Raw genomic sequence first — 25,426 nt, forward strand, 5'->3', positions numbered from 1 at the left:
GGGGAATGGCGAAGGCAACGGGTGAGCGGATGGCGGTGGCGACCGCGCTGGTCCGCTCGTCCTTTCTGGTGAACGCCGTGTACGCGGCGTCCGCGCGGGAGTACGGGCTGACCCCCCAGCAGGGCCAGCTGCTCTGCGTGCTGATGGCGCGGCCCATCGGCATGGGCGAGCTGGGCGGCATGCTCGGCCTGGCGAAGTCCAGCCTGACCGGCCTGGTCGACCGCACCGCCCGGCGCGGGCTCGTCCGCCGCGAGGCCGATCCGGACGACGCCCGCGCCGTCCGGGTCGCGCTCACCGAGGCCGGGTCCGCGCTGGTGGACGACTTCTACACCGAGACCTGCCGCCGGATCGAGGAGCTGCCCGCCGGTTTCTCCGCCGCCGAGCGCGGCGCCCTGGTGGAGCTGCTCGCCCGCGTCGTCGAGGCGAACGACGTTCCGGAAGTCTTCATGGACGAGCCCTAACCCACGTCCACCGGCTCAGCGGTCGGCTCGGCGGACGGCTCGGAGGGCGGCTGAGGAAGCGGTTCGGCGGACGGCTCGGGAAGCGGCGCGGAGAGCGGCTCGGCGGTCTTGAACAGCTCGGCGAACCGTCCCACGAACAGGTCGCGGCCCTTGTAGTCGGCGACGGTCTCGGCGGAGACCACGAGCGGGCCGTCCGGGCCGGGGAACTGGCCGACGCCGCGGTCCGGTCCGAGCGGCAGCAGCACCGACGGGATCGGGGACGGCGCGTACGTCGCGGCCGGCTCCTCGCCCCGCACCCGCGCGGCGATGTTCGCGGCCACCACTTCGGCGTGCTTCATCGCGTAACCGGCCATCTTCGCTTCGTCGAGGTCGGTGACGTCGCCCAGCGCGTACACGTTCGGGAAGCCCTCGACGTTCAGGGTTTCGGTCACCCGAATCCGCCCCTCCGGAGTGCGGGCCGCGGCCAGGTCGGCACCCAGGTAGGACGTCTGGACGGCCACGCCGTGGGCGCGGAACCAGATGTCGGCGGTGATGCCGTCCACGGTAAACGTCCGCGCCCGCCCCGGCTCGACCGGCGGCGGCTCGCTCAGCGCGGTGCCGAGGCGCACCTCGATGCCGCGCTCGTCGAGCTGGCGGTGCAGGTCGGCGCGCATCTCGTCGGCGAAGGCCGGGACGAGGCGCTCGGCCGGATCGACGACCGTCACGCGCTTGTCCGGCCAGACCGCCTTGATCTCGCCCGCCAGCTCCAGCCCGACCGGCCCGGCGCCGGTGATCAGGACCCGTCCCGCCTTCGCCAGCTCCTCGTGCGTGCCGCGGAGCTGGGCCAGCGCTTCGTCGGCGACGTCCGTCCGCATCTTCGCGGGATACGGATAGCCGGAACCCGACGCCAGGACGATGTGGCCGGCCTCGATCCGCTCCCCGGACTCCAGCGTGACGCCGCCCGCGTCCACCGACGCGGCCCGCGCCCGGACGACCCGTCCGCGCGTCAGCAGCCGGTCGTAGCGGAAGAACATGTTCGGCGCCCAGTCCGGCCGGACCAGGGCCCGCAGCGCTCCGGCCGAGTGCACGAAGGCGTCCTTCGGCTCGACCAGCACGACGTCGGCGTGCTCGTCCAGTGCCGCCGCGACGGCGGCGCCCCCGTAGCCCCCGCCCACGACCACCACGGTTTCGTTCACGATGACCCACCTCTCGCTTCAGTTCGTAGTACGAACCATATTGATTCGTACTACGAACTTGCAAGCCGTGGTCATCGATCGGAGGGCTGAATTCCGGCTCGGATCCCCGCCGACCTGGCGGAACGGTTCCATGTGATCCAGGCCACCCGCGCGGCACGGGAGCGGGACCGGTGTCCCGGCCCCGCTCCCCGCCGCGCGCCCGCTACTTCTTCTTCGGCGGCAGGGCGGCGTAGATCCACATGAAGTTCTGGAAGAACGCGTCCCAGGTGAAGTGGAGAGGGAATTGGTCGGCGGTCGGCATCTTGTCGAGCTTGGCGACCACCTCGGCGGACTTCCAGCGCTTCTCCGCCTCCGCGCCGCGCTTGGTGTTCGGGTCGGCGATCACCGGGCCGTCCTCGGTGACGCCGATGACCGCGTAGTTGTGGCGCGGACCCCGCGCCGCCGCCGTCGTGATCGCGTAGCCGTCCTTGGCGAGCGACATGATCCTCGTCTTCGCGACGGCGGGCTTGCTCTCGTCGCCGGACATCCAGTTGACGTGGGTGATGTCGCCCAGCCCGAGCGCCGCGAACACGGGCCGCTCCTCCGCGCCGTCCAGCGCGGCGTAACCGCCCCACATCGTCGCGAACGCCTTCTCCAGGACGGCGGGCCAGATCGGCGTGGACGAGGTCGGCCCGTACGGCGTGCCGCTCAGCAGGTAGAGCGGGTTCTTGTCGTTCCTGGTCACGGGCAGGTAGTCGCTGATCTCGATCGCCGTCGCCGTCGCGCCGGAGGCGGGCATGGACTTCGGCCCGGCCGTCGGCACCAGCCGTACCCGGTAGACGTCCGTCCCGGTCGTGATCAGCGACTGGATCAGCGCCGGGCCGCCCGGCGTCGCGGCGACGGCCTGGAACGCCGACGCCACGCGGCAGTCGCCGACGAGGCCCTGCGCGATGTCCGCCGGATGCGGCGGCCCCTGGAACAGGGCCGTCCCGGCCTGGAAGTAGCCGCCCAGCACGTCGTGCTTGTCGATCAGGTCCGGTTCCCGGACGGACCGGTCGAGCAGTTCCGCGAGGACCGCGGTGGTGACCGTGACCTGCCACGACGCCACCGACCAGTCCGCCCCCGCGCGGACGACCCGGATCGTGGCCCGGTCGCCGGTCACCTCGCCGATCAGGAACTCGGCGACGTCCACCTGCGAGTCGGTGTCCATCCCCTGCCGCCGCACGGCGACCGTGTGCGAACCGCTCCGGACGCGCCAGCGTCCCCGGGGTGCCGGGGCGCCCGTCTGCTGCTCGGTCATGGCGACCTGCCCTTCGCCCCGCGCCGGCGGCCGAGACGCGGCCCTCCAGAAGGCCCGGGGGATGCCCCACACTCTGGCACCGAACGGGCACTCCATGGATCGTCCGCCCTGTCCGCAACCGGCCCGTCCGCGCGCGGACCGCGGGTGCCGGGCACCCGGACGGAAGTCTCGGATCCGAGACGGAGACGGATGGGGCGCGTGGTGGACGGCCCGGCCGCGGGTGCGATCCTGGGACGGTGAGCATCGTCATCACGAACATCGGGGAACTGGTCACCAACGAGCCCGGCGTCGGGGACGGGCCGCTCGGCGTCGTCCGGGACGCGGCGCTCGTCCTCGACGGGGAACGGGTCGCCTGGCTCGGCCGGGCCGCCGACGCGCCCGCCGCCGACGAGGCGTACGACGCGGCCGGGAACGCCGTCCTGCCCGGATTCGTGGACTCGCACGCGCACCTCGTGTTCGCGGGGGAGCGGGCCGAGGAGTTCGCCGCGCGCATGTCGGGACAGCCGTACGAGGCGGGCGGTATCCGGACGACCGTGGCGAAGACGCGCGCGGCGTCCGACGACGAGCTGCGCGCGACCGTCCGGCGGCTCGTGGACGAGATGGCGCGGCAGGGCACGACCACGGTCGAGTGCAAGTCCGGCTACGGGCTCACCGTCGCGGACGAGGAGCGCGCCGTCCGGATCGCGGCGGAGATCGCCGACGAGGTCACCTTCCTCGGCGCGCACGTCGTCCCGGCCGAGTACGCCGGCGACGCGCAGGGCTACGTGCGCCTGGTGTCGGGGGAGATGCTCGCCGAGTGCGCGCCGCACGCGCGCTGGATCGACGTGTTCTGCGAGCGCGGCGCGTTCGACGCCGACCAGGCCCGCGAGGTGCTGGAGGCCGGGATCAAGGCGGGGCTCATGCCGCGCGTCCACGCCAACCAGCTCGGCGAGGGGCCGGGCGTGCGGCTCGCGGTCGAGCTGGGCGCGGCGTCCGCCGACCACTGCACGTTCCTGAGCGACGAGGACGTCGACGCGCTCGCCGGTTCCGGCACCGTCGCGACGCTCCTGCCCGGCGTGGAGTTCTCCACGCGGCAGCCGTACCCGGACGCGCGGCGGCTGATCGACGCCGGGGTGACGGTGGCGCTGGCGAGCGACTGCAACCCCGGCTCCTGCTACAGCTCCAGCATGGCGTTCTGCATCGCGGTCGCCGTGCGGGACATGCGGATGACCCCCGCCGAGGCGGTCTGGGCGGCGACGGCGGGCGGCGCGCGGGCGCTGCGCCGCACCGATGTCGGACGGCTCGGCGTCGGGGCGCGGGCTGACGTGCTCGCGCTGTCCGCCGCGTCCCACATCCACCTGGCCTACCGGCCCGGCGTCCCGCAGGTCGCGGCCGTCTGGAAGCGCGGCCGCCGCGTCTGACGGCGCCGAGTCCCGGTCGCCGAGCCGGGCGCTGAGCCCTCGGCGTCAGACCCTCGGCGTCAGATCCTCGGGGTCAGACCCAGAAGGTGTCGTGTTCGAGGAAGAACGCGACGCGCTCCTCGTCGGTCATCTCGGCCAGGTGCGGGGTGCCCTCGAAGTACGCCTCGCGCGGGGCGCCCGGCGAGAAGTGGATCAGCATGGACGCCGGCTCGCCCGACTCGTTGCGGAAGCCGTGCACGCCGCCCTCCGGGACGTGCACCCAGTCCCCGGCGCGCGTGTCGATCCACGTCGCGCCGTCGAAGATCCGGACCGTGCCGGCCAGGACGTAGAACGACTCGGAGATCGAGCGGTGGAAGTGCGGCGACGGTCCGCTCGGCACCGGACCCATCTCCCACCGGTACAGCCCGAACCGCCCGTTCGTGGACGCCCCGGTCGCCAGGTAGTGGACGCGCGTGCCGTTCTTGTACACGTAGTCGGGCGCGGTCGAATCCGGCCGGTAGGTCGCGCTGCTCTCGCCGCCCTCGCCGAGGTACGCGGGATCCGGATAGGTCATCGGGTCGGGATGGGTCATGGCGGGCTGCTGTCTCCTCTCGGCTGCTCTTCCCGGAGCGTATCCGGCGCCCGCCGCGCCTTCGATCTCCGGGGCGTCCCCGGGTCAGGGGAGGTAGCGGCGGTTCACCCTGATCAGCGGCGAGCGGCGGCGGGCCACGTAGTCGGCCGAGAGAACCTCGGCGACGAACAGCGTGTGGTCGCCCGCCTCGATCGCCTGCCGCGTCTCGCACTCCAGCGCGGCGAGCCCCGAGTCCACGATCAGCGCGTCCGAGAGCGGGCCGCGGTGGTGCGGCTCGGACGCCAGCAGCAGCCGCGCCGACGGGCGTCCCTCCGCCGCGAACCGTCCGGCCAGCGCCCGCTGCTCCGCGCTCAGCACCGTCGCCGCCCAGCGCGGGCACCGCCGCAGCACCTCGGCCAGGTAGCCGGACGAGGCGACCCCGGCGAGCACCATCGGCGGCTCCAGCGACACCGACATGAACGACGTGACCGTCGTGCCGAGGTCGTCCCGCCCGTCCCGGACGGTCAGCACCACCACCCCGGTCGCGAACCCGGCGACCGCCTCGGTGAACTCGGTCGCGCTCAGCCCCTCGCCGTCCATCCCCGCGCTCGGTCCCTCGCCGTCCATCCCCGCGGTCAGCGGATCTCCCACGAGCCCGGCAGGGTCAGCGGACCGGCGGCGGGCAGGCCGAGGCGCGCGGCCAGCGAGCCGAGCGAGCCCCAGCCGTCGAAGCGGGCCGACGCGGCGGTGCGGTCCTCGCTGGACTCGGGCGGACGCAGCCGCTCCAGCGGGGACGTGTGCGGGAACGTGCGGATCGGCGCGTCCACGGGAAGGCCGGCCTTCTTGCGAGCCAGGTCGAAGGCGCGGTCGAGCCCGCCGAGCTCGTCGACCAGGCCGTTGGCGTGCGCGTCCGCGCCCGTCCAGACGCGGCCCCGCGCCAGCTCGTGGACGCGCTCGCGGGACATGCCGCGCCCCTCGGCGGCCTTGCCGGTGAAGTCGGCGTAGATCTTGTCGAGCGAGGCGTTGATCCGCTCCCACTCCGACTCGCTGAAGTCCTTGGTCGCGCTGAACATGCGGGCGTGCGCGCCGTCCTCGACGCTGCCGAGGCCCACGCCGATCCGGTCGAGCAGGCCGTTCACCACGGCCTTGCCGACCACCACGCCGATCGAGCCGGTGATCGTGCCGGGCTGCGCGACGATCGTGTCGGCGGCCATCGCGACGTAGTAGCCGCCGGACGCCGCGACGTCGCCCATCGAGACGATCACGTGCTTGCCCGCCTCGCGCGCGAGCACGACCTCCCGCCAGATCGCGTCGGACGCGACCGCCGAGCCGCCGGGACTGTTCACCCGGAACACGATCGCCCGGATGCGTTCGTCCTTCACCGCCGCCCGGAACGCCGCGCCGATCGTGTCGGAACCCATCGCGGCGCCCTGGCCGGGCAGCGGACCGCCGCGTCCGCTGCGGCCGAGCCGGATCTGCCCGTGCCCGTTGATCAGCGCGACGGCGTCCTGCCGTCCCGGCTGCGGGATGCGCTTGGCCAGGCCGTGCGTCCGGTTGTAGCGGGCGACGTAGCGGAGCTGCGCGTCCTCGCCCGCCTTCTCGCGTAGGTGCGCGTAGACCTCGTCGCGGTAACCGAGGCGGTCGACCAGACCCGCCTCCAGCGCCTCGTCGGCGAGGAGCGGGCCCCTGTCGGTGAGTTCGCGGACGCGCTCGGGCGTCAGCTCGCGCGCCCGCGCGATGCCCTGCGTGATCTGCTCACCGAGCGAGACGACGAGCCGCTTGGACGACTCCTCGTGCTCGGGCGTGTACGCCTTCTCCATGAAGGTGTTCGCCATCGTCTTGTACTCGTGGCGCTTCGCGAACTCCGGCCGGATGCCCGCCTTCTCCAGCGCCCCGGCGAAGAACGGCTCCACCAGCGCGACGCCCGTCAGCCCGACCTCGCCGGTGGGCTGGAGGTACACGCGGTCGAACGCCGAGGCCAGGTAGTACGGCACCGTCCCGCGACCGCCCTCGCCGAACGTCTCGGCCCACGCGACGGTGTACTTGCCCGCCTCGCGCAGCGCGGTGACCGCGTCCCGGATCTCCTGGGCGAGCGCCAGCCCTACGCCGCCGGTCACCTTCACCACGAGCGCCTTCACGCGCGCGTCCGAGCGAGCCCGGCGCAGGCCGTCCAGGACGTCCCGCAGGTGCGTCCGTCTCATGGCGAGGAACGCCGTCACCGGATCGCCGGGCGGAGCCTCCAGGATCCCGTCGGTGAGGTCCAGTTCCAGCACGAGCGGGGCGTTGCGCCGCTCGCGAGCCTGCCGGATGACGCTGAGAACGTTGCCGGGATCCACCATGCCCCCACCCTATGCGCCCCGCCGCGCTCCCACCCGGACGGCGGGCGCGCCTCGGCACGGCGCCCGCGCGGCTGGACGAGTGCCCGCGCACTTCAAGGGGCGGGTGTCAGCGGGCGGGTCCAGCGGGCGGTGTCAGCAGGCGGGTTAAAGGGGGCGGGTTCAGCGGGCGAAGGCGCGGTTGGGCAGGACGGATGCGCTGGCCTGCGCGAGGACGCGGCCGTTCTCGTCGGTGATCGCGGCGTTCGAGACGATCCGGGCGCGCCCCGGATGCACGCAGGTGCCGGTGACCGTGTAGGTGCCGCCGGCCAGGACGGGCCGGAGGTAGTCCACGTTCAGGTTGAGCGTGAGCATCGGCATGAAGTGCTCGCAGGTGGACGCGCCCGCGAGGCAGACGGCGTTGTCGAGGATCATCGCCACGTAGCCGCCGTGGACCGTGCCACCCGGGTTGCACAGGTGCTCGCCGGGCGTCCAGGCGAGTTCGATGCGGCCGGGTTCGGCGGAGCGGATGTCCTGGCCGATATGCCCGTCCACGGTGGAGACGGGCGGGAACCGGCCGTCCGCGATCGCCTGGATCAGCTCGGCGCCGGTCAGCTCGTCCCACATGCGGGCGTGCTCGGCCTGGACCTGGTCGGCCTGGACCTGCTCCGTCTGGCCCCGCTCCGCCTGGACCTGCTCGGCCCGTGCCCGTCCGCTCTCGGCCTGCCCGGTCTCGACGCTCAACGCTGCTCCCTCGGTGGACGTCACCAATCCGAAGGGTATTCGGACGGCGATGCGCGGACACTGTGCACTTCGTCACGGCTAGGGTCGCGGGCATGGGAGACGGCGACGGCTGGACGCGGTGCGAGCAGGGGCACAAGCACTGGGGCCGGTTCGGGGCGTCCGGACTGCTGCCCTACCACCGCGGGCCGGACGGGGTCGTCCGCGTGCTGCTGCAGAAACGCGCGTCCTGGGGCATCGGCGGTGGCACGTGGGGCATGTTCGGCGGCGCGAACCACAGCCACGAGGACCCGGTCGCGGGCGCGATCCGCGAGACGGGCGAGGAGTGCACGCTCGACACGTCCGCGGTGCGCCTGGTCGGCAGCCGCAAGGAGGACCACGGCGCCTGGGCCTTCACGTCGGTCGTCGGCTCCGTTGCCGAGATGGACCACGTGCGGCCCGCGTCCTTCGAGACGCGCCGCGCCGCCTGGGTCCCCGTGGACGAGGTGGAGGAGCTCAAGCTCTTCGCGCCGTTCGCCGGAACGTGGCCGGTGCTGCGCGACGCCCTGTTCCGGGTCGTCCTGATCGTGGACGCCGCGAACGTCGTGGGCGCGCGCGCAGAGCACGGCTGGTGGCGCGACCGCGCGGGTGCCAACGCGCGCCTGCGCGACGACCTGGCCGTACTGGCCGAGGGCGTGAGCGATCTGCCGGGTGACCTGCCGGGCGAACCGGTGCCCTACGACACCGTCTACCCGGAGATCGTCCAGGTGGTGGAGGGCGCCGCGCGGAACGTTCCGTCGTCGGAGTCCGTGCGGGTCAGCTCCGCGCCCGGCAGCGGCGACGACCACATCGTCGAACTGGTCGCCGCGTCCGCGCCGGGCACGAAACCGCTGGTCATCACCGCCGACCGTGAACTGCGCTCCCGAGTCGCCGCGGCCGGGGGCGCTTTCGCCGGCCCGCGCTGGCTGCTCGGCCACCTCGCCAGGTGAGCCTCACGGCTTGATCTTGTGCCCGGCCTCCTGGAGGGCGGCCATCGCGACCTCCAGCTTGTATTCGGGCACGAGCACCAGGTCGGCGTGGTAGGTGGACGCGACGAACACCGACACGCGCGCCTCGGCGAGGGGCGAGATGACGGCCGCCAGCATCCCTGGGACGTCCAGGCTGTGCGCGGTCTCGCCGCCGTAGAAGCCCACCCAGCGGTCGGCCTCCACGGACGGCGGAGCCTCACGGACGACCGTCAGCCCTTCGGGCGCGCGCACGAGGGCGACCCACTCGTCGTCCTCGGGGAACACCGAGTTCGGGAGATGCTCCAGGACGAACCGGTTCGGGACGATGGCGAGGGTCTGCGCGACGGTCATTCCGCCACTGTATTCGCGTCCCCCGCCTCCGCGTCGGTCACGAGGGTGCGCTTCGTTTCCGCGTCGCTCACGAGGGCGCCCTCTGTTTCCGCATCGCTCACGAGAGTGCCCTCTGTTTCCGTATCGTCCACGAGGACGCGCTCGATTTCCGCGTCGTCCGCAAGGGCAATCTCGGCTTCTGCGTACTCCGTGAGGGCGCGCTCGGTCTCCACCTCCGCCGGAAGCGTGCTGTGCTCGGGGGCCAGCCAGACGACTGCCAGCGGCGGGACACGGATTTCGGCCGACGCGGGCATCGCGTGGAGCGGCTTGTCGTGCGCTTCGACGCGTCCCATGTTGCCCACGCCGCTACCGCCGTACTCGTAGGCGTCGGTGTTGAGCATCTCCAGCCAGATGCCCGACTGCGGCAGGCCGACGCGGTAGTTCTCGTGGACGTCGCCAGAGAAGTTCACTACGCAGGCCAAGGGCGTCCCGTCATCCGCGTACCGGACGAACGAGAGGACGTTCCCTGCGGCGTCGTTAGCGTCGATCCACTGGAACCCTTCGGGGGACGTGTCGCGCGACCACAGCGCGGGCAGTTCCCGGTAGGCGTGGTTCAGGTCGCGCACCAGCTTCTGCACGCCGATGTGGTTCGCGCCTTCGGCGGCGTTGTCGAGAAGCCACCAGTCCAGCGGACGGCTTTCGGTCCATTCCGCTCCCTGGCCGAACTCGCCGCCCATGAAGAGAAGCTGCTTCCCGGGATGGGACCACATGTACGCGAGAAGCGTCCGGAGCCCGGCGAACTTCTTCCAGGTGTCGCCGGGCATCTTCTCCAGCAGCGATCCCTTCATGTGGACGACCTCGTCGTGCGAGAGCGGCAGGACGTAGTTCTCCGAGAACGCGTACACCATCGAGAACGTGATCTCGTTGTGGTGGTAGTGCCGGAAGACGGGGTCGTGCTTGAAGTAGTTGAGCGTGTCGTGCATCCAGCCCATGTTCCACTTGAAGCCGAACCCGAGCCCGCCCAGGTGCGTGGGCCGGGAGACGCCCGGCCACGCGGTCGACTCCTCGGCGATGGTGATGATTCCGGGATTCCGCTTGTAGGCGGTCGCGTTCATCTCCTGGAGGAACGAGATGGCCTCCAGGTTCTCGCGTCCACCGTAGACGTTGGGCGTCCACTCGCCTTCGTTGCGGGAGTAGTCCAGGTAGAGCATCGAGGCGACGGCGTCCACGCGCAGGCCGTCCACGTGGAATTCCTCTAGCCAGTAGCAGGCGTTCGCCACCAGGAAGTTGCGCACTTCGGCTCGGCCGAAGTTGAAGACGTACGTTCCCCAGTCGGGGTGCTCGCCCTTACCCGGATCGGCGTGTTCGTAGAGTGCCGTTCCGTCGAAGCGTGCGAGTGCCCATTCGTCCTTGGGGAAGTGGGCGGGAACCCAGTCGATGATGACGCCGATGCCCGCCTGGTGAAGGCGGTCTACCAGGTGCCGGAAATCGTCCGGCGTTCCGAAACGGGACGTAGGGGCGTAGTAGGACGTGACCTGATAACCCCAGGACGGCCCATACGGATGCTCGGCCACCGGCAGGAACTCCACATGCGTGAAGCCCATCTCCCGGACGTAGGTGGTCAGCTCGTCCGCGAGTTCCTGATAGCTCAGCCCGGTACGCCACGACCCCAGGTGAACCTCGTACACGCTCATGGGTTCGCTCACCCACTGGCGTTCCTTCCGGCGGGCCATCCAATCGCCGTCGCTCCACTCGTAGGACGACGTGTACACGCGCGAGGCCGTAGCCGGAGGCGTCTCGGTGTACTGCGCCATGGGGTCCGCCTTGACGCGCCACACGTGGTCCGCGCCGAGGATCTCGAACTTGTAGGTGTCGCCGTCGCCCACGTCCGGGACGAACAGCTCCCACACGCCCGTCGAGCCGAGCGACCGCATCGGGTGGGCGCGCCCGTCCCAGTGGTTGAAGTCGCCGACCACGCGGACGCCGCGCGCCGTCGGGGCCCACACCGAGAACGCCGTCCCGGTCACCGGGCCGAACGCCGACTCGTAGGTCCGGACGCGCGCCCCGAGGGCCCGCCAGAGCTCCTCATGGCGTCCCTCGCTGATCAGATGCATGTCCAGCTCCCCGAGAGTGGGGAGGTGCCGGTACGGGTCGTCCTGGACGATTTCAGGGGCGCCGGGGTAGGTCACCGCGATGCGGTAGTCGGGCACCGCCTGCGGCGCGCCGGTCCCGTCCGACAGCGACGACCCTTCGGGCAGCGTTCCGGTGAACACACCCGAGTGGTAATGGCGCAACCGTTTCCGGTCTCCGTTCGGCAGGACCACCTCGACCCGCTCGGCCAGCGGACGCAGGGCCCGGACGGTCACGCCGGACCGGCCGGGGTGCGCCCCGAGGATGGAGTGCGGGTCGTGGTGGTCGCCTCCGACCAGCTGGTCGATCTCCGCGCGGGTCACTCGTGACATCGGCACTCCTCCGGGGGTGACGAGAGCGTCCCTAGCCATGCCCCGAGATTCGCCGGTCTCACCCGTAAATCCCGATGATCCGGGATTGGCCCTTCGCCTGGGACTAGTCCCAGGCGAAGGGAAGGCGCCTGATGCCGTTGTCGAAGCTGGAGAGCAGGTACTCCGGCTCCCCGCACGCGCGCAACCCGGGCAACCTGTCGAACAGCTCGCGGAACATGATGCGCAGTTCCATGCGCGCGAGGTTCGCCCCCAGGCACAGGTGCGGTCCGGGCCCGCCGAACCCGACATGGGGGTTGGGGGAGCGGGTCACGTCGAAAGCATCCGGATCGGCGAACACCTCGGGATCGCGGTTGGCGGCCAGATAGAACAACACGACCTTGTCGCCCGCCTTCAGCGGATGTCCGTTCAGCTCGTAGTCGGTAGTGACCGTCCTGCGGAACTGGATGATGGGGGACGCGTAGCGCACGAGCTCCTCGATCGCCGGGCCGATCCGCTCGTCGTACTCCGCCAGCAGCAGGTCGCGCTGGTCCGGATGGTCGGTGAACAGCTTCAGCCCGTGCGCGAGCGCGTTGCGCGTCGTCTCGTTGCCCGCCACCAGCAGGAGATCGAAGAACGAACCGAGCTCCTTCACCGAGAGCCGCTCGCCGTCGGGATTGGCGTTGACGAGCGCCGACACCAGGTCGTCCGACGGGTTCTCCCGGCGCGCCTCGCCCAGGCGCGCGACGAGGCGGTGCAGATCCACGATGGCCTTGAGGTTCCCCGCCAGCAGCCGCATCGTGCGCGGGCTCGCCAGCGATCCGCGGACGCCGGAGTACTCGGTCATCGCGTCGATGCGCGACAGCACGTACGGCCGCGTCCGCTCGGGGATGCCCATCATCGCGCAGATGACGTTGATCGGCAGCCGCGCCGCGACCCGCGACACGAAGTCGCCCGGCCCCTCGGCGAGGACGTCGTCGACGATCCGCGCCGCCGTCGCCCGGACGTCGTCCTCGATCTTGGCGAGCATCTTCGGCGTGAACGCGCGGAACACGATGCGGCGCAGACGCGCGTGCGCGGGATCGTCCATGTTCACCATCGGCGTGCCGAACAGCTTCGACAGCCACGGCGGAGGCTCCGGCGACGTCGCCGCGGGCTCGCTGGAGAACACCTTCGCGTTGCGGCTGGCCTCCACGACGTCCGCGTGCCGGACCAGCGCGTAGAAGCCCTTCCCCGACCGGACGAACGGAACGTGCGGTTCCGCGAAGTACACCGGGGCGCCGCGCTCGCGCAGGCGCGCGAAGTCCGCGAGCCGCTCCTCCGGCGGACGGTCCCAGAACCGGATGTCCACGAGATCGATGTCCGTCGCGAGCGTCATGACGTGCCCCCTGTGCTCACTGGTTCCCGCTTGCTCACTGGTTTCCGCGTGCTCACTGGTTTCCGCGTGCTGACTGGTTCCCGCGTGGCCCGCATCAACGGCTCGCCCATCGGACCTCGTAGGGCGCGAGGTCGAGCCCGTGACCGTCCACCCGGGCCGAGACGGGCCGGGAGCCGGTGTTCACGACGACCATCTCGCGCGCCTGCGCCAGCACCCGCACGGACGGGTCGGACGACCGCACGTCCACGAGTCTGGTCCCCGGCGGGAACCAGTGCGCGAAGTTCTGCAACATGACCAGGTTCGGCGTCCCGCCACCGCCCTGCGCGGTCCCGAACCAGAGGCACCCCGGGCAGCTCCCGGACGTGTTCGTCTGCGGGCTCCAGTAGAGGGCGCTGGACGCGCCGCCCTTGACGAACTCCATCATCGCGGCCGTCAGGACCGCGCCCCTGTGCTCGTCCGTCCAGCCGGAACCGTCCGGCTCGACATACCACTCCGCCCACCACACCGGCAGTTCCGGCTCCAGCGCGCGCAACCATTTCGTGGTGTCGGAGAACTTGGCGAGCATCTGGAACTCGTTTACCGTCGCGTCCTTCTGTTGCGGCAGCGAAGAAGCGTCCACGGCGAGGAAATCGGCACCCGCCTTGTGGCGCGACCAGTACTTGACCGCGTCCAGCCCGCGCTGGTCCATGCTGCCCCACGCGCCGTGCAGTTCCGAAGGCGGACCAGTGGCCCTACCAGGGGCGTCGCTGTTGAGGACGATGTACGGACCGCCGACCTCGATGTCCGGGTTCACCTTCTTCAAAGCCGCGTAGACCTTGTTGTAGAGCTTCGTGTACCCCTCGTAGTCCCAACGGTTGGCGCCGTTGTTCCAGAAGCCTTTGAACTCGTTCCAGACGGCGTAGTACTTCACATCGGGATAGCGCTGCGCGACCTTCGCCGCGAGGTCGGCGAAATCATCGAAATGCTGCGGCTGGACGGCGTCCTCCAGGCGCGTCCAGTCTGTCTGGCCGGCCGCGCCGCCCTTCATCCAGTCCGGCGAGCAGCACAGCGTGACCACCGGGACGCCGTTCGTCTGCCGGATCACGCTCATCCGCCGGTCGAGCGACCCGAAGCTGTACTGCCCCGGGCTCGGCTCCGGATTGTCCAGCCCCCAGCCCATGATCGGCGTGACCTGCGGCATCGCCTGCCGGGAGATGTCGCTGAGCGCCTGCGCGGGCCCCTGCTGGCCGTCCACCGTGACCTGCGTGTGCGTGAACCCCCAGGCGGGCCAGCCCTTCGGCGCGCCCGGCGCCACCCTGGACGCCGCCCCCGCCGGCCCGGACGGCCCCGGCCCGCCGCCCCCCGGCCCCCATCCGGTCACCCAGACGACCAGCGCCGCCGTCAGCACACCCGCGATCGCCGCGACGACCGCGACCGGGATCAACCCGACGTTCCTCCGACGCCCGTGCCTTCCCTGCCGCCCCCGGAACAGTGCCGTGCGATCCGTCTCCCCCACCTCGTGGGCCCGCGACCGAACATCCACGTGCGCCTCCCGTGATCGGCGTCATCCGCGCACGTCCGTTAGAACGCCGTGAACGAAGACCGAGTTCGTCCGGCCCCCCATTTCGGCCGTCACATCTGCCTAACCCCGAGCCCCCGGAACCCGGAACCCCCACAAGTACGACCCCCCTGCGCCCCCTGCACGACCCCCGCCGGCGCCCATTCCCCAACGAACTCCGCAACTCGCTCCGCCCCACCGCCGCGCGCCCCCCTCCCCGCGCGCCCCCCTCCCCGGGCGCCCCCACTTCCCGCGCGCCCGCGCTTCCTGCGCGCCCGCGCTTCCTGCGCGCCCGCGCTTCCTGCGCGCCCGCGCTTCCTGCGCGCCCGCGCTTCCTGCGCGCCCGCGCTTCCTGCGCGCCCGCGCTTGCTGTGCGCCCGCGCTTGCTGTGCGCCCGCGCTTGCTGTGCGCCCGCGCTTGCTGTGCGCCCGCGCTTGCTGTGCGCCCGCGCTTCCTGCGGGGCCCGCTTCTTGAGCAGCGCCGTTACCCGTGCGCCTGGGGATCTTTCAGTGCGACCGGGGTCGGGCTGATCGCGGGGGTGGGGCCGCGGTGTCCTCGAGAGCGCCCCGCACGCGCTCTCGAGGACGTCCGGACGGGTGGGTCCGGAGCTTCACCGGGGGAGGGATGAGACCGCTGCGACCGGAGGAACAAGCGGCCCAGGCCGGATCGGCCGGAAGAATCACTCTGCGCGACCGCACGGACGACACGACTTCTCGTGGGGGTCGCGCCGATGTGTCATCCGTGCGGTCACGTCGTTCTGGCCCGCGAGGTGACATGCACCCCACCGACCAGGGCTCCACTCCTGTGTCACCTGAGCGCCACAGGTCACTGCCGTCGCGGGACCGCTCGGCCCGGCCCGCCCCCGAGACCGGGCCGGGCCGTCCGGTGCCCCTGCGGCCGGCCTCACCGCTCGCCGCCGTCCCGGCGGGACTGCTCGGCCAGGAGCGCCCGGAGGCCGTCGGCGTCGTCGGCGGCCACGGTCATCGCATATCCGGCCTGGAGTTGGGCGTCGGTGAGATCTCCGCTGCGCGTCGCGTACCACCGCCCGGCGTCGCTGCGCCACACCAGCCAGCCCGGGTACTCGCGCTCGATGGTCGTCTTCAGATCCTCGAAGTCGCCCATCAAGGTCGTCCTTTCCCCGGGGCGGCGGTTCTGTATACAAAAGTCTTACTCGGTCGAAGAGGTGTCAAGCTGTCCGTAAGAGGACCGTCCCCTCACGGACAGTGCCTAGGGAGGTGAGTCCGTGCCCGAACGCCCGGCCTACCTGCGCATCGCCGACACCATCCGCGACCAGATCCGCTCGGGCACCTATCCGCCCGGCTCCCGCCTGCCCACCATGCGGGACCTCGGGGACCGGTACGGCGTCTCGGAGATCGTGGTCCGGCAGGCGTTCGCGTTGCTGCGCGGCGAGGGGCTGATCGAGTCACGGCGCGGAGCGGGCACCACCGTGCGGCACACGCCGCCGGTGCGCCGCATCGCCATGGACCGGTACCGGACGTTCACCGCGCCCGTGGAGACGCCCGCCACCACCTTCACCCGCGACCAGCGGATCGGCTGGCAGGAGTACCGGCTGGACCGCGAGTTCACCCGCGCCGCCGCGACCGCCGACCTGGCGGCGCTGTTCGAGCTGCCCGTCGGCACCGAGCTGCTACGGCGCCGCTTCGTGTTCTACGCGCGCGGCGACCCGCAGCAGATCTCGGTCAACTACCTGCCCTGGGATCTGGTCGCCGAGACCCCGGTCTCCGATCCCGCGCGCGAGCCCTGGCCGGGCGGCACCCTCGCCCAGCTGGTCTACCTCGGACATCCGCCGACCCGGGTCGAGGAGGCCGTCGGCGCGCGCATGCCGACCCCCGAGGAGGTCGAGACGCTCGGCATGGCCGCGGGCGTCCCGGTCTTCACCATCACCCGCCGCATGATCGCGAACGACCGCGTGCTGGAGGTCTGCCGCGACATCGTCATCCCCGCCGACCGCGCCGTCCTGGACTACGCCATCGACCTCGACTCCCGGACGACCGACCTGAACACCCACCCCAACGGCCATCGCGACCCCAAGTGACGTCCCCGACCCGAGCGCGGGCGCCCCAAAGCGCCCGCGTTCCCTTCGCGGGCGCAGGTCCGCAGCCGTCCTTGCTCGATCCGCGCCCAAGGGGGCGGGGCACTCAAGGGTTGGGTGGGTCACTCCTTGAAGAGCCAGTCCTCGTCGTCCTCCTTTCGGACGCGGCGGGGGAGGGGGATGTCCTGGCGGGTAGTGGCGGGAGTGTTCGGAGGCGGGGCGTCCGGTGCGGGGACGGGCGTGGGTGGGCGGGATGGTCGGTGGACGCGGCTGAGGGCGGCCAGCGCGGCGCTGAGGAGGACGACCGCGAGGACGCCGTTCATCGGGGTCCACGCGTCGGCCATCAGCATGACCTGGGCGGTGCCCGCGAGGACGGCGAAGGAGCCCGCGGTGGCGACGACCAGGCGGCCCAGGGGATCGAGGCCGGACAGCAGCAGCCACCACGCGGTGGCGGGCGCGGCGAACAGCAGCAGCGCGAGCAGCGGGCTCATGAGATCACCAGGAACCTCTCGACGATCACCGCGACGACGCTGAGGAACAGCGGGATGGCGAGCACCGTCAGGGGGCGCAGCCGCCACAGCTCGCCCGGCGCCAGCCGGAGGCGCCGCAGCTCGCGGGCGAGCAGGACGCCGAGCAGAACCGGCAGGTAGATGAGCCCCGCCGGCGTCCACGGCGACGAGCGCAGCCCGAGGCCGGACGGTTTCGGCACCGGCGGGTTCGGCTCGGACGGAGGCTGCCGCAGGCGGTACACGGCGGCGTCGCGGTCGGCGTAGACGGTCTCGATGCGCGGGTCGGCGGCGAGGGCGGCGCGCATCTTGGGCGCGAAGTCCGTCGACAGGCCCGCGGTGAGGACCTGGAAGTCCTCGTGGCTGCGGGTGGTGACGAAGAACCCGCCGGGTCCCTGCTCGCGCAGCCGCTGGATGATCTCCGACAGGTCGGCCGGGTCGCTCCGGTTGGCGATCACGGGCGTGTAGTTGAACCGCTCGAACTCGCGGTACGACCAGGGCATCACGGGCGTGCCGCCCACCAGGTCGGGGTTGTCGGCGCTCATCCACACCACGCCGATCACGCCCTTGGTCCGCTGCGTCATGACGTCGAACGCGCGGACGTCGCTCGGCCGCACCTGCTCGTACCTCTCGTTGCCGTAGCGGACGGTCAGGAACCCGCCGACCAGCAGCAGCGCGAACACCGAAGCGGCCGCGACCGAGGGCCAGTGCCGGCGCGACCCGGTGCGCAGCCACCCCAGCCGCACGCGCACGCGCGGGTCGCGGACGCGCGGCGCGTCGAACGGCGCGGGGAAGAAGAGGTAGGCCACCAGCAGGCACGCGGCGGGCAGCATGAAGAAGTAGATGCGCAGCGCGATCTCGCCGCCGTAGTTCTGCAGGCCGAACGAGGAGAACGGCACGAGCAGCAGGACGAGCGCCACCCGGTCGTCGATGCCGCGCGCGCGGCGGCGCAGCAGCCCCATGACGGCCAGGCCGACGACCACGACGGCGATGATGATGCGGAGCTGCTGGACGTCGGCGGTCTGCGGGCTGGTCTGGCTGATCCGTCCGCCCGTGCTCTGCTGGACGTTCTGGAACACGTTGCCGAGCCCGCCGAACAGCTCGCCCTTGCGGCTCGACCAGTACCCGACCGTCATGAAGCTGACCCACGCCGCGTAGACGACGCCCGCGATGAACGGCAGCCCGCGCAGGCTGCACCGGCGGACGAGCACCAGGCCCGCGCACGAGGCGGTCATCAGGAACGGCGTGAGCTGGTGCGCGGCCGTGCCGACGAGGATCAGCACGAACAGCAGGCAGAGCAGGATCGTCCGGTCGCGGACGGTCGCGCTCGGCGCGGGCAGCTCGCCGGGATCCTTGGGGCCGAAGAGCCAGTTGTAAACGCGCCACAGGCCTCCGCTGCGCTGAGCGGTCTCCGGGGACCGGCGGCGTCCGGCGCGCTGCGTCGTCTCGTCGTGGTGGCGGAACCAGTTCACCAGGATCGCGACGAAGTAGAGGTAGAGCAGGTACGCGAACGCCTGGGGGGAGAGGTAGTCCTGGCCGACCCAGTTGGCGGCGATGAACAGCCACGCCGCGAACCACTTCGCACGCCACGTCGCCCTCAGCACCCGCAGGATCAGCATGTATGGGACGAGGTACATCAGGTCCGTGAGCGGCGGGGCCCACTTCAGCACCGGCGAGATGTTGTGCTGCCCGACGGCTTTCAGTACGAACGCCACGAAGGCGAAGAATCCGGGCGTGCTGAACCGGGCGTCCAGATCCCAGCTGACGGTGTGGGTGCGCTCGATGTACTCGATGAACCCCGCGGTCTGCCAGGCCGTGGGGAACCGCGCCTCGGGCTCCAGCGCCTGCGCGACGCCGTGCAACGTCGCGATCAGCACGAGGATCTGCGCGACGAGCAGGACCCGGTGCGGGCGCGGCAGCGCGAGCGTCAGCATGAACGATCCGACGATCACCGCCGCGCCGACCAGCGACGCGCCCGGCAGCACGCTGATCAGCCCGAACCCGTTGATCGCGTCGAGATCGACGCGCCGCAGCGGCGTCCAGAACAGCGCGGTGCCGAACACCAGCAGCGCCGCCGCGGCGAGCGTCGCCTTCCGGTCGGCGGCCTCGGGGGGACGCGGAACCGGCCGCGCCTGCTCGTCCGGTTCCTGGCGAACCGTCATGCTCAACTGATATCCCGCCCTCCGCCGACGGGGAAGACGCCCGCCGGACCGGAGCCCGCACCTCCCGGGCCAACGCCCCCGCCCCCTCCGGAGCCGCCGAGCCCACCGCCCCCAGGGCCGCCAGCCCTCTCACGCTCTGAGCCGCCGAGCCCTTCGTCCTCAGGGCTACCGAGCCTCTCGCGCTCGGGGCCGCCCAAGCTCTCGCCCTGGGAGCCGTCGAGCCTCTCGCGGCCAGGGCTGTCGAGCCCCTCGCCCTCGGAGCTGCCCCAGCTTTCGCTCCCAGGGCGGTCCAAGCTCTTGCTCTCGGGGCTGCCGTGGCTCTTCCGGTCAGGGCGCTCATCTCTGGAGGCGACCGCGCCTTCGCTGTCCGGACCGTCGGAGGTCTCGTCGCCGGAGCCGGCCCGGCGGGACGGGCCGGTTCCGCGGATCGCGCGCACGAGGCCGGGCAGGACGAGGAGGGCGACAACGGTGTTCACCGCGAGGATCGCCAGGCCGATGACGGCCAGATGGTGCGGGTCGATGAGCGGGAACAGCAGCGCCAGCACGCCCAGGAAGCGGATCGCCTGGAGGAACGCGATGAGGTTGGTGCGGTTCTCCACGCGCAGGACGCCGATGTACAGCTCGATGAGCGCCTTCGGGAGCACTGCGATCGCCAGGATCTGCAGCAGGGGCGCGCCGCGCGAGGCGTACTCGTGCCCGAAGAACGCCAGCCCGAAGGGCGCGCCCAGGACGACGACGAGCACGACCGGTGGCAGCAGCGTCATCGTCCGCCGCAGCGCCGCCCGCGCGGACGAGGCCATCCGGTCGGTGTCGAACGATCCCTCCACCGTCAGCGACATCGACAGCGTCAGGGCGAGCAGGTCGAGCATCATGCCGAGTGCCCACGCCATCTGGAAGTAGGCGTTGGCGTCCTCGGCGAGGTGAGCGGCGACGATGACGGGGATCAAGCTGATCGAGGCGTACTGGAACGCGCCGCCCAGGTAGGCGCCGCCGAGGTAGCGCCAGATCTGCCGGTAGGTCGGACGCGGGCCGCGGCCGTAGTTCTCCGCGCGGTGCCGCGGGATCATCCGGCCGAAGATGAGGTAGCTGACCGGGACGAGCGCCGCCAGCACCGGCACGAACCACGACAGCGTCACCCCGTCGGCGGGGAACGAGCCCGCCAGCGCGACCAGCAGCACGAGTTTGGCCAGCCCGAACGCCATGTTCACGACCGGGACCCAGCCCGCGTGCCGGAGCCCGGTGAACACGCCCTCCTGCTGATTCCACAGGTTCCAGGCGATCGCCATGACGAGGAACCACAGCGCCGAGTGCCAGTTGTGCAGGTGCCGGAAGGACGGCCCCCACCACGACAGCGTCGCGAGGAAGCCGAGCGCGAGCAGCGCCGCCGCCGCCGCGCCCGTCCCGTAGCAGGTCAGCACCAGCGCGCGGGTGTGCCGGGCGGTCTGCGGGACGAACCGGATCAGCAGGAAGTTCAGCATCGTGACGCTGCCGACGAACATGATCGCCTGGATCACGGCCCAGTTGCGGCCCATGTCGTCCGGCGCGTAGAGCTTGGCGCCGAGGGCCCAGTAGCCGAGCCCGAGGAGCCCGGTCAGCCCGCCGTTGACGACCAGCGCGTACGCGTTGCGGAACAGCGGGTTCGACAGTTCGCGCCGGAGCCATCCGGGCGCGCGCCCGCCGCCGCCCGGCGGAGCCCCCACGGCGTCGGCCCGCGCCTCGCTGGAACTGGTCACAACCGCTCCCCCAAGTGGTCGCCGCCACCAGCACCCGCGCCGCGGACGTCCCGTTCGCCGCCGGCGTCCCCGCCGCAGATGTCCTGTTCGCTGCTGGCGCCCGCGCCGGGGTCGCGCCGCTCGCCGCTGGTGCCTGCGCCGGGGACGTCCCGTTCAGCACTGGTGCCCGCGCCGGGGACGTGCCGTTCGGTGCGGGACCGTCCGGCGGCGCCGTGGTGCGGGGGCAGGTCGCCGCCGCGCGGTGCGAGGGCGCGGTGGACGGCGTAGCGACCGCGGCGGACGATCGCGTAACCGCGGGTCAGCGCGTGGTCCTTGAGGAAGATCCGGGAGATGTCCCGGCCCTCCACGACGCGGGCGAACGTGCCGGGGCCGGTCGTCGCGCGGACGGTCAGCCTGGGCACGGCGAGCGGATCGGCGCCCCCGGACGCCATCCGGTTGGCGACCGCGCACGCGGTGTCGTATCCCACTGCGCGCGCCATGCGACGCACGCGCGCGCTCGAATAGCCGAAGGGATAGGCCATGGTGCGGACGTCCCGCCCGAGCCGTTCTTCCAGCAGCCCGCGGTTGCGGGCCAGCTCCTCGCGCAGCGCGCGGTCGCCGAGCTGATCGAGCTGCGGGTGGCTGTGGCTGTGCCCGCCGATCTCGATCCCGTGTGCGGCGGCCTCGGCGACCTGCGTCCAGGAGAGCGTGCGGTCGAGCGGCCGTCCGGCGGCGTCGGGACCCGCGTCCGCGAGCCAGCCGGTCGTCACGAACAGCGTCGCCGTGAAGCCGTGCCGCTCCAGGATCGGCAGGGCGTTCTCGTGGAAGTCGGCGTACCCGTCGTCGAACGTGATGACCACCGGGCGCCCCGAGGCCCGTTCCGAAGGCGGCACGGAGCCCCGCGCCGGCCGCCGCGAGGCGGCGTGGGCGGAGAACGGGACGGGGGCGAAGCCGTGTTCGGCGAGGTGGGCCATCTGGTCGGCGAACGCGGCGACGGGCACCGAGAGGGCGCGCGTCTCGGGTGTCGGACGGTCGGTCACCGAGTGGTACATCAGGATCGGGACGGCGGTCACTGGGCGGGTTCCTCCCCGTTGGGACGGGCGGCCGCGCTGGGGGCGGCGCCCGTGGAGCGGCGGGCGGCGTACCTGCCGACGGCGTAGCCCCAGGCCGTCCACGCGAGTCCGACGGTGATGGCGGACGCGCGGCCGAGCCCGGCGAGGTCACCGCGGCAGGAGTCGCCGAGGCCGCGCAGGGCGCCTCGGGGAAGGGTGCGCAGCGCGTGGGCGCGCTCGCTGGCGAGGCCGTCCTGCGTGCCGACGCTGCGGGTGACCAGGGCCTTCGACAGTCCTTCGGCGTAGCAGCGGGAGCGGAAGTAGGAGAACCGGGCGCGTTCGGTCGGGACGCGGTGCCAGATGATCGCTTCGTCGTCGAGCAGCAGTTCGGATTCGGGGCTTCGTTGCCTCAGCCTGATGCAGAATTCCGTCTCCTCACAACCGAACGGCCTTCTGTGGATACCCCGACCGATCCCTGAGCTGAACCCTCCCGCGACCGGGAACATCTCCCGCCGGAACGACGCGTTGCCGCCCATGAGGTTGCGCACCGGACCCGCCTCCAGGCCCCGGTAGGTGCAACCGACCGTCCAGTCGAACTCTTCGGGAAACCATCGCGGACGGGTGCCGGTGGACGCGGGCACGGGTTCGGCGACCAGTTCCGAGGACGGTGTGGAACCCGGCCACATGGGGAGCGTCATACCGCCCACGCCCGCGACGTACGGGTTCGCGTAGTGCCGGGAGAACGCGCGCAACCAGCCGGGCGCGGCCACGGCGTCGTCGTCCAGGAACGCCACCACGTCGCCCTGCGCGACGGCGACGCCGGTGTTCTTCCCTCCCGACAGGCCGCGCTCTTCGCGGTTCTCTACGACGACGACATCGGGCAGGGACGCCTTGAGCCGTTCGTACAGCGCCGGGTTGTGGTCGATGACGAGGAGGATCTCCTCGGGCGCGAACTCCTGCGCGCGCACGGACGCGACGGCCGCGTGCACGTCGTCCCAGCGTTTCTCCGTGAAGGCGCAGATGACGACCGAGATGCGCGGCGCGCCCTCCAAAGGCTCCAGGGGTGGCACGCTGCTGAAGGACTCGGTCATTGGCCGCGTCCCCTCAACTTGGCATAGGTCTTGAGAACGCGGTCGGCCCGCTTGTACAGGGCGGGGTTGTCCAGGACGGCCCCGCGCGCCTTGTTCAGCGGAGTGGCGCGCACCCAGTGCACTCCCGCGCCCGCCGTCGCGCGCGCGACACGTCCCTCCGCGATGGGGATCTCGCGGCCCTTGAAACCCTCCTTGAACTCCTTGCCGCCGCGTCCCATCGCTATCTCGGTGATGCCGTTGCGGGTGCAGCCCTCGGCGAGGCGCAGATGGCCGATCATGCCGGGGGAGTACTTGCCGAACCGGGTGTCGTAGGCCGGGAACCAGCCCGCCATGACGCCCTCGTTGCGCAGGCCGAAGTGCGCCGAGACGGGTTCGTCGCCCGCCCACAGGACGCTCAGCACACCGAACCCGGTGCGGTGGAAGTGCTCCACCAAAGCGACGATCCACGGGCGCGCGAAGCGGTCCGTGCGTCCCGTCCGGTTGTACTGGTCGGATTTCCACGCCATGAGGCGGCGCAGGTCGTCCGGGTCGTCGGAGGCGAACACGTAGCGGATCTCGCCGACGTCCCGGCCGAGCTTGCGTTCCTTGTAGCGGATCGTCTTGTGCGTCTTGGGCGCGGCCCGCCGCATCTCCTCCTCGAATGCGGCGAACCCCGCGCCGAGGTCCATGACGGGCTCGACGCGCCGGACGGTGTGGTGCGGCGCGAAGGCGCGCTGCGCGGCGAGCAGGTGGTCGAAGTCCCACACCGCGAGACCGCACGCCCGCAGCAACGCGCGCGCGTTGAGCGGAAGGTCGGACGGCCCCACGATGCCCTGCAGGTCGGTGAGGCCGAACCCGACCGGGTGCCCGATGCCGAGGGGGCCGCGCTCGAACGGGAAGAACGCCGCGATCTCTCCGGCGTCCTCGACGACGGCGACCAGGACGTCCACCCGTCCGGGGCCCTCGCCGCGGAAGCGGCCGACGCCGAGGGTGAACTCGGGCGCGAGGAACGGGTTGGCCAGGTCGGGGTCGGCGCCCTGGAGCACGCGCCACCGTCCGATCTCGGCGGGGCCGAGGTCGGACGGGCGGACGACGGAGACCTTCACTCGGTGCCCGTCCGGCTGAGCGCGGCGGACCGCCAGGACAGCCGCACGTGGTCCGGGACCGTCTCCTCCGGCGACGCGGACGCGAGCGCGGACGCGGCGGCCCCCGGGACGGACGTGGCGAACGTGCCGGGGCTGAGGTGCTCGGCGGCGGGCAGCTGCGTGGCCGTGCCCCGCTCGGGGTCGAGCGGTCCCGCGAAGCGGAGCCGGATCATCGTGCGCAGGACGCGCCAGCCGTCGCGCCAGGTGTTGAGGTTGGACACCCCGTGCCTGCGCTCGGTCTCGTGGCTGGCGATCTCGGCGATGCGCAGGCCCGCGCGCACGGCGTTGACGCACATCTCGGTCTCGATCTCGAAACCGGTGGAGCGCAGCCGCAGCCGCTCGACCGCCTCGCGGTGCATCGCGACGTAGCCGTAGCACAGGTCGGTCCAGTGCTGGCGGTAGAGCCGGTTGGCGAGCCAGGTGAGGGCGCGGTTGCCGAGGCGGCGCAGGCCCGTCAGGTCGTCCGAGCCGCCCCCGCAGCCGTACCGCGTGCCCTTGACGAACTGGAAGCCGCGCCGGAGCAGCGCCAGGAACGCGGCGAACTCCTCGGGGTCCATGCTGCCGTCGGCGTCCAGCATGATGACCATGTCGCCGGTGGCGGCGGCGAGCCCCTCGCGCATCGCGGCGCCCTTCCCCCGGGGCGGCTGCGAGATGACGCGCACGACGGGGTGCGGCCCGGGCTCGAGCGAGTCCTGCTCGTAGGAGCCGGCGAGCTCGCGGGTGCCGTCGGTCGACTCGCCGTCGACGATGACGATCTCGTCCAGCTCCTCGTTCGCGTACAGCCGCGGGAGGAGCCATTCGAGGTTCTCGCGCTCGTTGAGGGTCGGGACCACGGCGGTCACGGTGCGCCATCGCCGACCGTGGTCGGTGAGGTTCACGAGGTTGTCGGTATGGGCTCCGGTGGCCGCTCTCGGCACGCCGTCGGCGCGGGCCGTGGGATTGGAGGATGACATGGGAGACCCCGTAAGTAGTTGACGTCCTGACCCGTTTAGATGCCAGGTGCGCCCATCATGTTTGGAGGATTCGCCCGAGCACTCGTTTAAGTTGCGCAGGACCGCCTACGCAGCTCGTACGGCTCCGGCAGGTAAGGGCATCATCACGGATTGCTCCACCGGACAAATGGCGGTAAATCCGCC

22 protein-coding genes are annotated in these 25,426 nt (G+C 71.8%); 4 read left to right on the forward strand and 18 right to left on the reverse strand.

The genetic code is table 11. From position 1 onward, the window contains the following. Positions 1-5: 5 nt before the first annotated feature. Positions 6-461 (forward strand): MarR family winged helix-turn-helix transcriptional regulator, encoded by a 456-nt coding sequence (locus ACFPCY_RS02030; protein WP_378251808.1) that lies wholly within the window; start codon positions 6-8, stop codon positions 459-461. Here ACFPCY_RS02030 and ACFPCY_RS02035 read toward each other — a convergent pair. Together ACFPCY_RS02035 and ACFPCY_RS02040 are read right to left on the reverse strand one after the other, a co-directional pair. Continuing rightward, positions 458-1,636, reverse strand: a complete 1,179-nt coding sequence (locus tag ACFPCY_RS02035; protein ID WP_378251809.1) for an FAD-dependent oxidoreductase — start codon at positions 1,634-1,636, stop codon at positions 458-460. The genes ACFPCY_RS02030 and ACFPCY_RS02035 overlap by 4 nt on opposite strands. Before the next feature lie 202 nt (positions 1,637-1,838). Next, positions 1,839-2,915, reverse strand: a complete 1,077-nt coding sequence (locus ACFPCY_RS02040; protein ID WP_378251810.1) for a C2 family cysteine protease — start codon at positions 2,913-2,915, stop codon at positions 1,839-1,841. A gap of 236 nt (positions 2,916-3,151) precedes the next feature. Here ACFPCY_RS02040 and hutI point away from each other — a divergent pair, with 236 nt between their 5' ends. Next, the gene (gene hutI, locus ACFPCY_RS02045) at positions 3,152-4,315 is read left to right on the forward strand and encodes an imidazolonepropionase (protein WP_378251811.1); all 1,164 of its coding nucleotides are present in this window, start codon (positions 3,152-3,154) and stop codon (positions 4,313-4,315) included. A 73-nt stretch (positions 4,316-4,388) separates the two neighbouring features. Here hutI and ACFPCY_RS02050 read toward each other — a convergent pair whose 3' ends face one another. The 4 genes from ACFPCY_RS02050 to ACFPCY_RS02065 form a co-directional block, all read right to left on the reverse strand. Beyond that, positions 4,389-4,886 (reverse strand): cupin domain-containing protein, encoded by a 498-nt coding sequence (locus tag ACFPCY_RS02050; protein WP_378251812.1) that lies wholly within the window; start codon positions 4,884-4,886, stop codon positions 4,389-4,391. Positions 4,887-4,970: 84 nt separating this feature from the next. Further along, complete coding sequence (locus tag ACFPCY_RS02055) at positions 4,971-5,516, reverse strand: flavin reductase family protein (RefSeq protein ID WP_378251813.1); 546 nt, start codon at positions 5,514-5,516, stop codon at positions 4,971-4,973. Further along, on the reverse strand, positions 5,501-7,204 hold the full coding sequence (gene sppA, locus ACFPCY_RS02060) for a signal peptide peptidase SppA (protein WP_378251814.1): 1,704 nt from the start codon (positions 7,202-7,204) through the stop codon (positions 5,501-5,503). Before sppA ends, ACFPCY_RS02055 begins: the two co-directional genes overlap by 16 nt. 159 nt (positions 7,205-7,363) lie before the next feature. Beyond that, a complete protein-coding gene (locus ACFPCY_RS02065) occupies positions 7,364-7,924 on the reverse strand; it encodes a PaaI family thioesterase (protein WP_378251815.1) in 561 nt (186 codons plus the stop codon). 92 nt (positions 7,925-8,016) lie between these two features. Between ACFPCY_RS02065 and ACFPCY_RS02070 the strand changes: the two genes are divergently transcribed. Then, complete coding sequence (locus ACFPCY_RS02070) at positions 8,017-8,889, forward strand: NUDIX domain-containing protein (protein WP_378251816.1); 873 nt, start codon at positions 8,017-8,019, stop codon at positions 8,887-8,889. Positions 8,890-8,892: 3 nt separating this feature from the next. Here the strand turns inward: ACFPCY_RS02070 and ACFPCY_RS02075 are convergent, their stop codons facing one another. From ACFPCY_RS02075 to ACFPCY_RS02095, 5 genes are all read right to left on the reverse strand, one after another. Next, on the reverse strand, positions 8,893-9,258 hold the full coding sequence (locus tag ACFPCY_RS02075; protein WP_378251817.1) for an ACT domain-containing protein: 366 nt from the start codon (positions 9,256-9,258) through the stop codon (positions 8,893-8,895). Next, a complete protein-coding gene (gene glgB / locus ACFPCY_RS02080; RefSeq protein WP_378251818.1) occupies positions 9,255-11,699 on the reverse strand; it encodes a 1,4-alpha-glucan branching protein GlgB in 2,445 nt (814 codons plus the stop codon). The genes ACFPCY_RS02075 and glgB overlap by 4 nt, the downstream gene beginning before the upstream one ends. A gap of 103 nt (positions 11,700-11,802) precedes the next feature. Continuing rightward, entirely contained in the window at positions 11,803-13,053 is a 1,251-nt protein-coding gene (locus ACFPCY_RS02085) for a cytochrome P450 (protein WP_378251819.1), read from the reverse strand. 94 nt (positions 13,054-13,147) lie between these two features. Beyond that, a complete protein-coding gene (locus ACFPCY_RS02090) occupies positions 13,148-14,476 on the reverse strand; it encodes a GH39 family glycosyl hydrolase (RefSeq protein ID WP_378251820.1) in 1,329 nt (442 codons plus the stop codon). A gap of 1,017 nt (positions 14,477-15,493) precedes the next feature. Beyond that, the gene (locus ACFPCY_RS02095) at positions 15,494-15,712 is read right to left on the reverse strand and encodes a hypothetical protein (protein WP_378251821.1); all 219 of its coding nucleotides are present in this window, start codon (positions 15,710-15,712) and stop codon (positions 15,494-15,496) included. Between the two features lie 121 nt (positions 15,713-15,833). Here ACFPCY_RS02095 and ACFPCY_RS02100 point away from each other — a divergent pair, with 121 nt between their 5' ends. Beyond that, positions 15,834-16,646: a GntR family transcriptional regulator gene (locus ACFPCY_RS02100; protein ID WP_378251822.1), complete on the forward strand. Its 813-nt coding sequence runs from the start codon at positions 15,834-15,836 to the stop codon at positions 16,644-16,646. Between the two features lie 119 nt (positions 16,647-16,765). Here the strand turns inward: ACFPCY_RS02100 and ACFPCY_RS02105 are convergent, their stop codons facing one another. The 7 genes from ACFPCY_RS02105 to ACFPCY_RS02135 are packed head-to-tail and all read right to left on the reverse strand — an operon-like array spanning position 16,766 to position 25,243. Then, positions 16,766-17,134: a hypothetical protein gene (locus ACFPCY_RS02105; protein ID WP_378251823.1), complete on the reverse strand. Its 369-nt coding sequence runs from the start codon at positions 17,132-17,134 to the stop codon at positions 16,766-16,768. Continuing rightward, on the reverse strand, positions 17,131-19,311 hold the full coding sequence (locus tag ACFPCY_RS02110) for a hypothetical protein (RefSeq protein ID WP_378251824.1): 2,181 nt from the start codon (positions 19,309-19,311) through the stop codon (positions 17,131-17,133). Before ACFPCY_RS02110 ends, ACFPCY_RS02105 begins: the two co-directional genes overlap by 4 nt. A 2-nt stretch (positions 19,312-19,313) precedes the next feature. Beyond that, positions 19,314-21,044 carry a hypothetical protein gene (locus tag ACFPCY_RS02115; protein WP_378251825.1) on the reverse strand — a complete coding sequence of 577 codons (1,731 nt, stop codon included), beginning with the start codon at positions 21,042-21,044 and terminating at the stop codon, positions 19,314-19,316. Beyond that, positions 21,041-22,096 (reverse strand): polysaccharide deacetylase family protein, encoded by a 1,056-nt coding sequence (locus ACFPCY_RS02120; protein ID WP_378251826.1) that lies wholly within the window; start codon positions 22,094-22,096, stop codon positions 21,041-21,043. The genes ACFPCY_RS02115 and ACFPCY_RS02120 overlap by 4 nt, the downstream gene beginning before the upstream one ends. After that, on the reverse strand, positions 22,093-23,166 hold the full coding sequence (locus ACFPCY_RS02125; RefSeq protein ID WP_378251827.1) for a glycosyltransferase family 2 protein: 1,074 nt from the start codon (positions 23,164-23,166) through the stop codon (positions 22,093-22,095). Before ACFPCY_RS02125 ends, ACFPCY_RS02120 begins: the two co-directional genes overlap by 4 nt. Next, positions 23,163-24,251, reverse strand: coding sequence for a GNAT family N-acetyltransferase (locus tag ACFPCY_RS02130; RefSeq protein ID WP_378251828.1), 1,089 nt, complete (start codon positions 24,249-24,251; stop codon positions 23,163-23,165). Before ACFPCY_RS02130 ends, ACFPCY_RS02125 begins: the two co-directional genes overlap by 4 nt. Then, on the reverse strand, positions 24,248-25,243 hold the full coding sequence (locus ACFPCY_RS02135) for a glycosyltransferase family 2 protein (RefSeq protein WP_378251829.1): 996 nt from the start codon (positions 25,241-25,243) through the stop codon (positions 24,248-24,250). The genes ACFPCY_RS02130 and ACFPCY_RS02135 overlap by 4 nt, the downstream gene beginning before the upstream one ends. Between the last annotated feature and the right edge of the window lie 183 nt (positions 25,244-25,426).

The organism is Actinomadura gamaensis (assembly GCF_042652125.1).
Taxonomy (GTDB): domain Bacteria; phylum Actinomycetota; class Actinomycetes; order Streptosporangiales; family Streptosporangiaceae; genus Spirillospora; species Spirillospora gamaensis.

Coding starts and splice junctions, on each gene's coding strand:
- ACFPCY_RS02070 (WP_378251816.1), top strand. CDS start 8,017: ATGGGAGACGGCGACGGCTGGACGCGGTGCGAGCAGGGGCACAAGCAC.
- sppA (WP_378251814.1), bottom strand. CDS start 7,204: ATGGTGGATCCCGGCAACGTTCTCAGCGTCATCCGGCAGGCTCGCGAG.
- ACFPCY_RS02095 (WP_378251821.1), bottom strand. CDS start 15,712: ATGGGCGACTTCGAGGATCTGAAGACGACCATCGAGCGCGAGTACCCG.
- ACFPCY_RS02110 (WP_378251824.1), bottom strand. CDS start 19,311: ATGACGGTTCGCCAGGAACCGGACGAGCAGGCGCGGCCGGTTCCGCGT.
- ACFPCY_RS02105 (WP_378251823.1), bottom strand. CDS start 17,134: ATGAGCCCGCTGCTCGCGCTGCTGCTGTTCGCCGCGCCCGCCACCGCG.
- ACFPCY_RS02125 (WP_378251827.1), bottom strand. CDS start 23,166: ATGACCGAGTCCTTCAGCAGCGTGCCACCCCTGGAGCCTTTGGAGGGC.
- ACFPCY_RS02040 (WP_378251810.1), bottom strand. CDS start 2,915: ATGACCGAGCAGCAGACGGGCGCCCCGGCACCCCGGGGACGCTGGCGC.
- ACFPCY_RS02135 (WP_378251829.1), bottom strand. CDS start 25,243: ATGTCATCCTCCAATCCCACGGCCCGCGCCGACGGCGTGCCGAGAGCG.
- ACFPCY_RS02085 (WP_378251819.1), bottom strand. CDS start 13,053: ATGACGCTCGCGACGGACATCGATCTCGTGGACATCCGGTTCTGGGAC.
- ACFPCY_RS02030 (WP_378251808.1), top strand. CDS start 6: ATGGCGAAGGCAACGGGTGAGCGGATGGCGGTGGCGACCGCGCTGGTC.
- ACFPCY_RS02075 (WP_378251817.1), bottom strand. CDS start 9,258: ATGACCGTCGCGCAGACCCTCGCCATCGTCCCGAACCGGTTCGTCCTG.
- glgB (WP_378251818.1), bottom strand. CDS start 11,699: ATGTCACGAGTGACCCGCGCGGAGATCGACCAGCTGGTCGGAGGCGAC.
- ACFPCY_RS02050 (WP_378251812.1), bottom strand. CDS start 4,886: ATGACCCATCCCGACCCGATGACCTATCCGGATCCCGCGTACCTCGGC.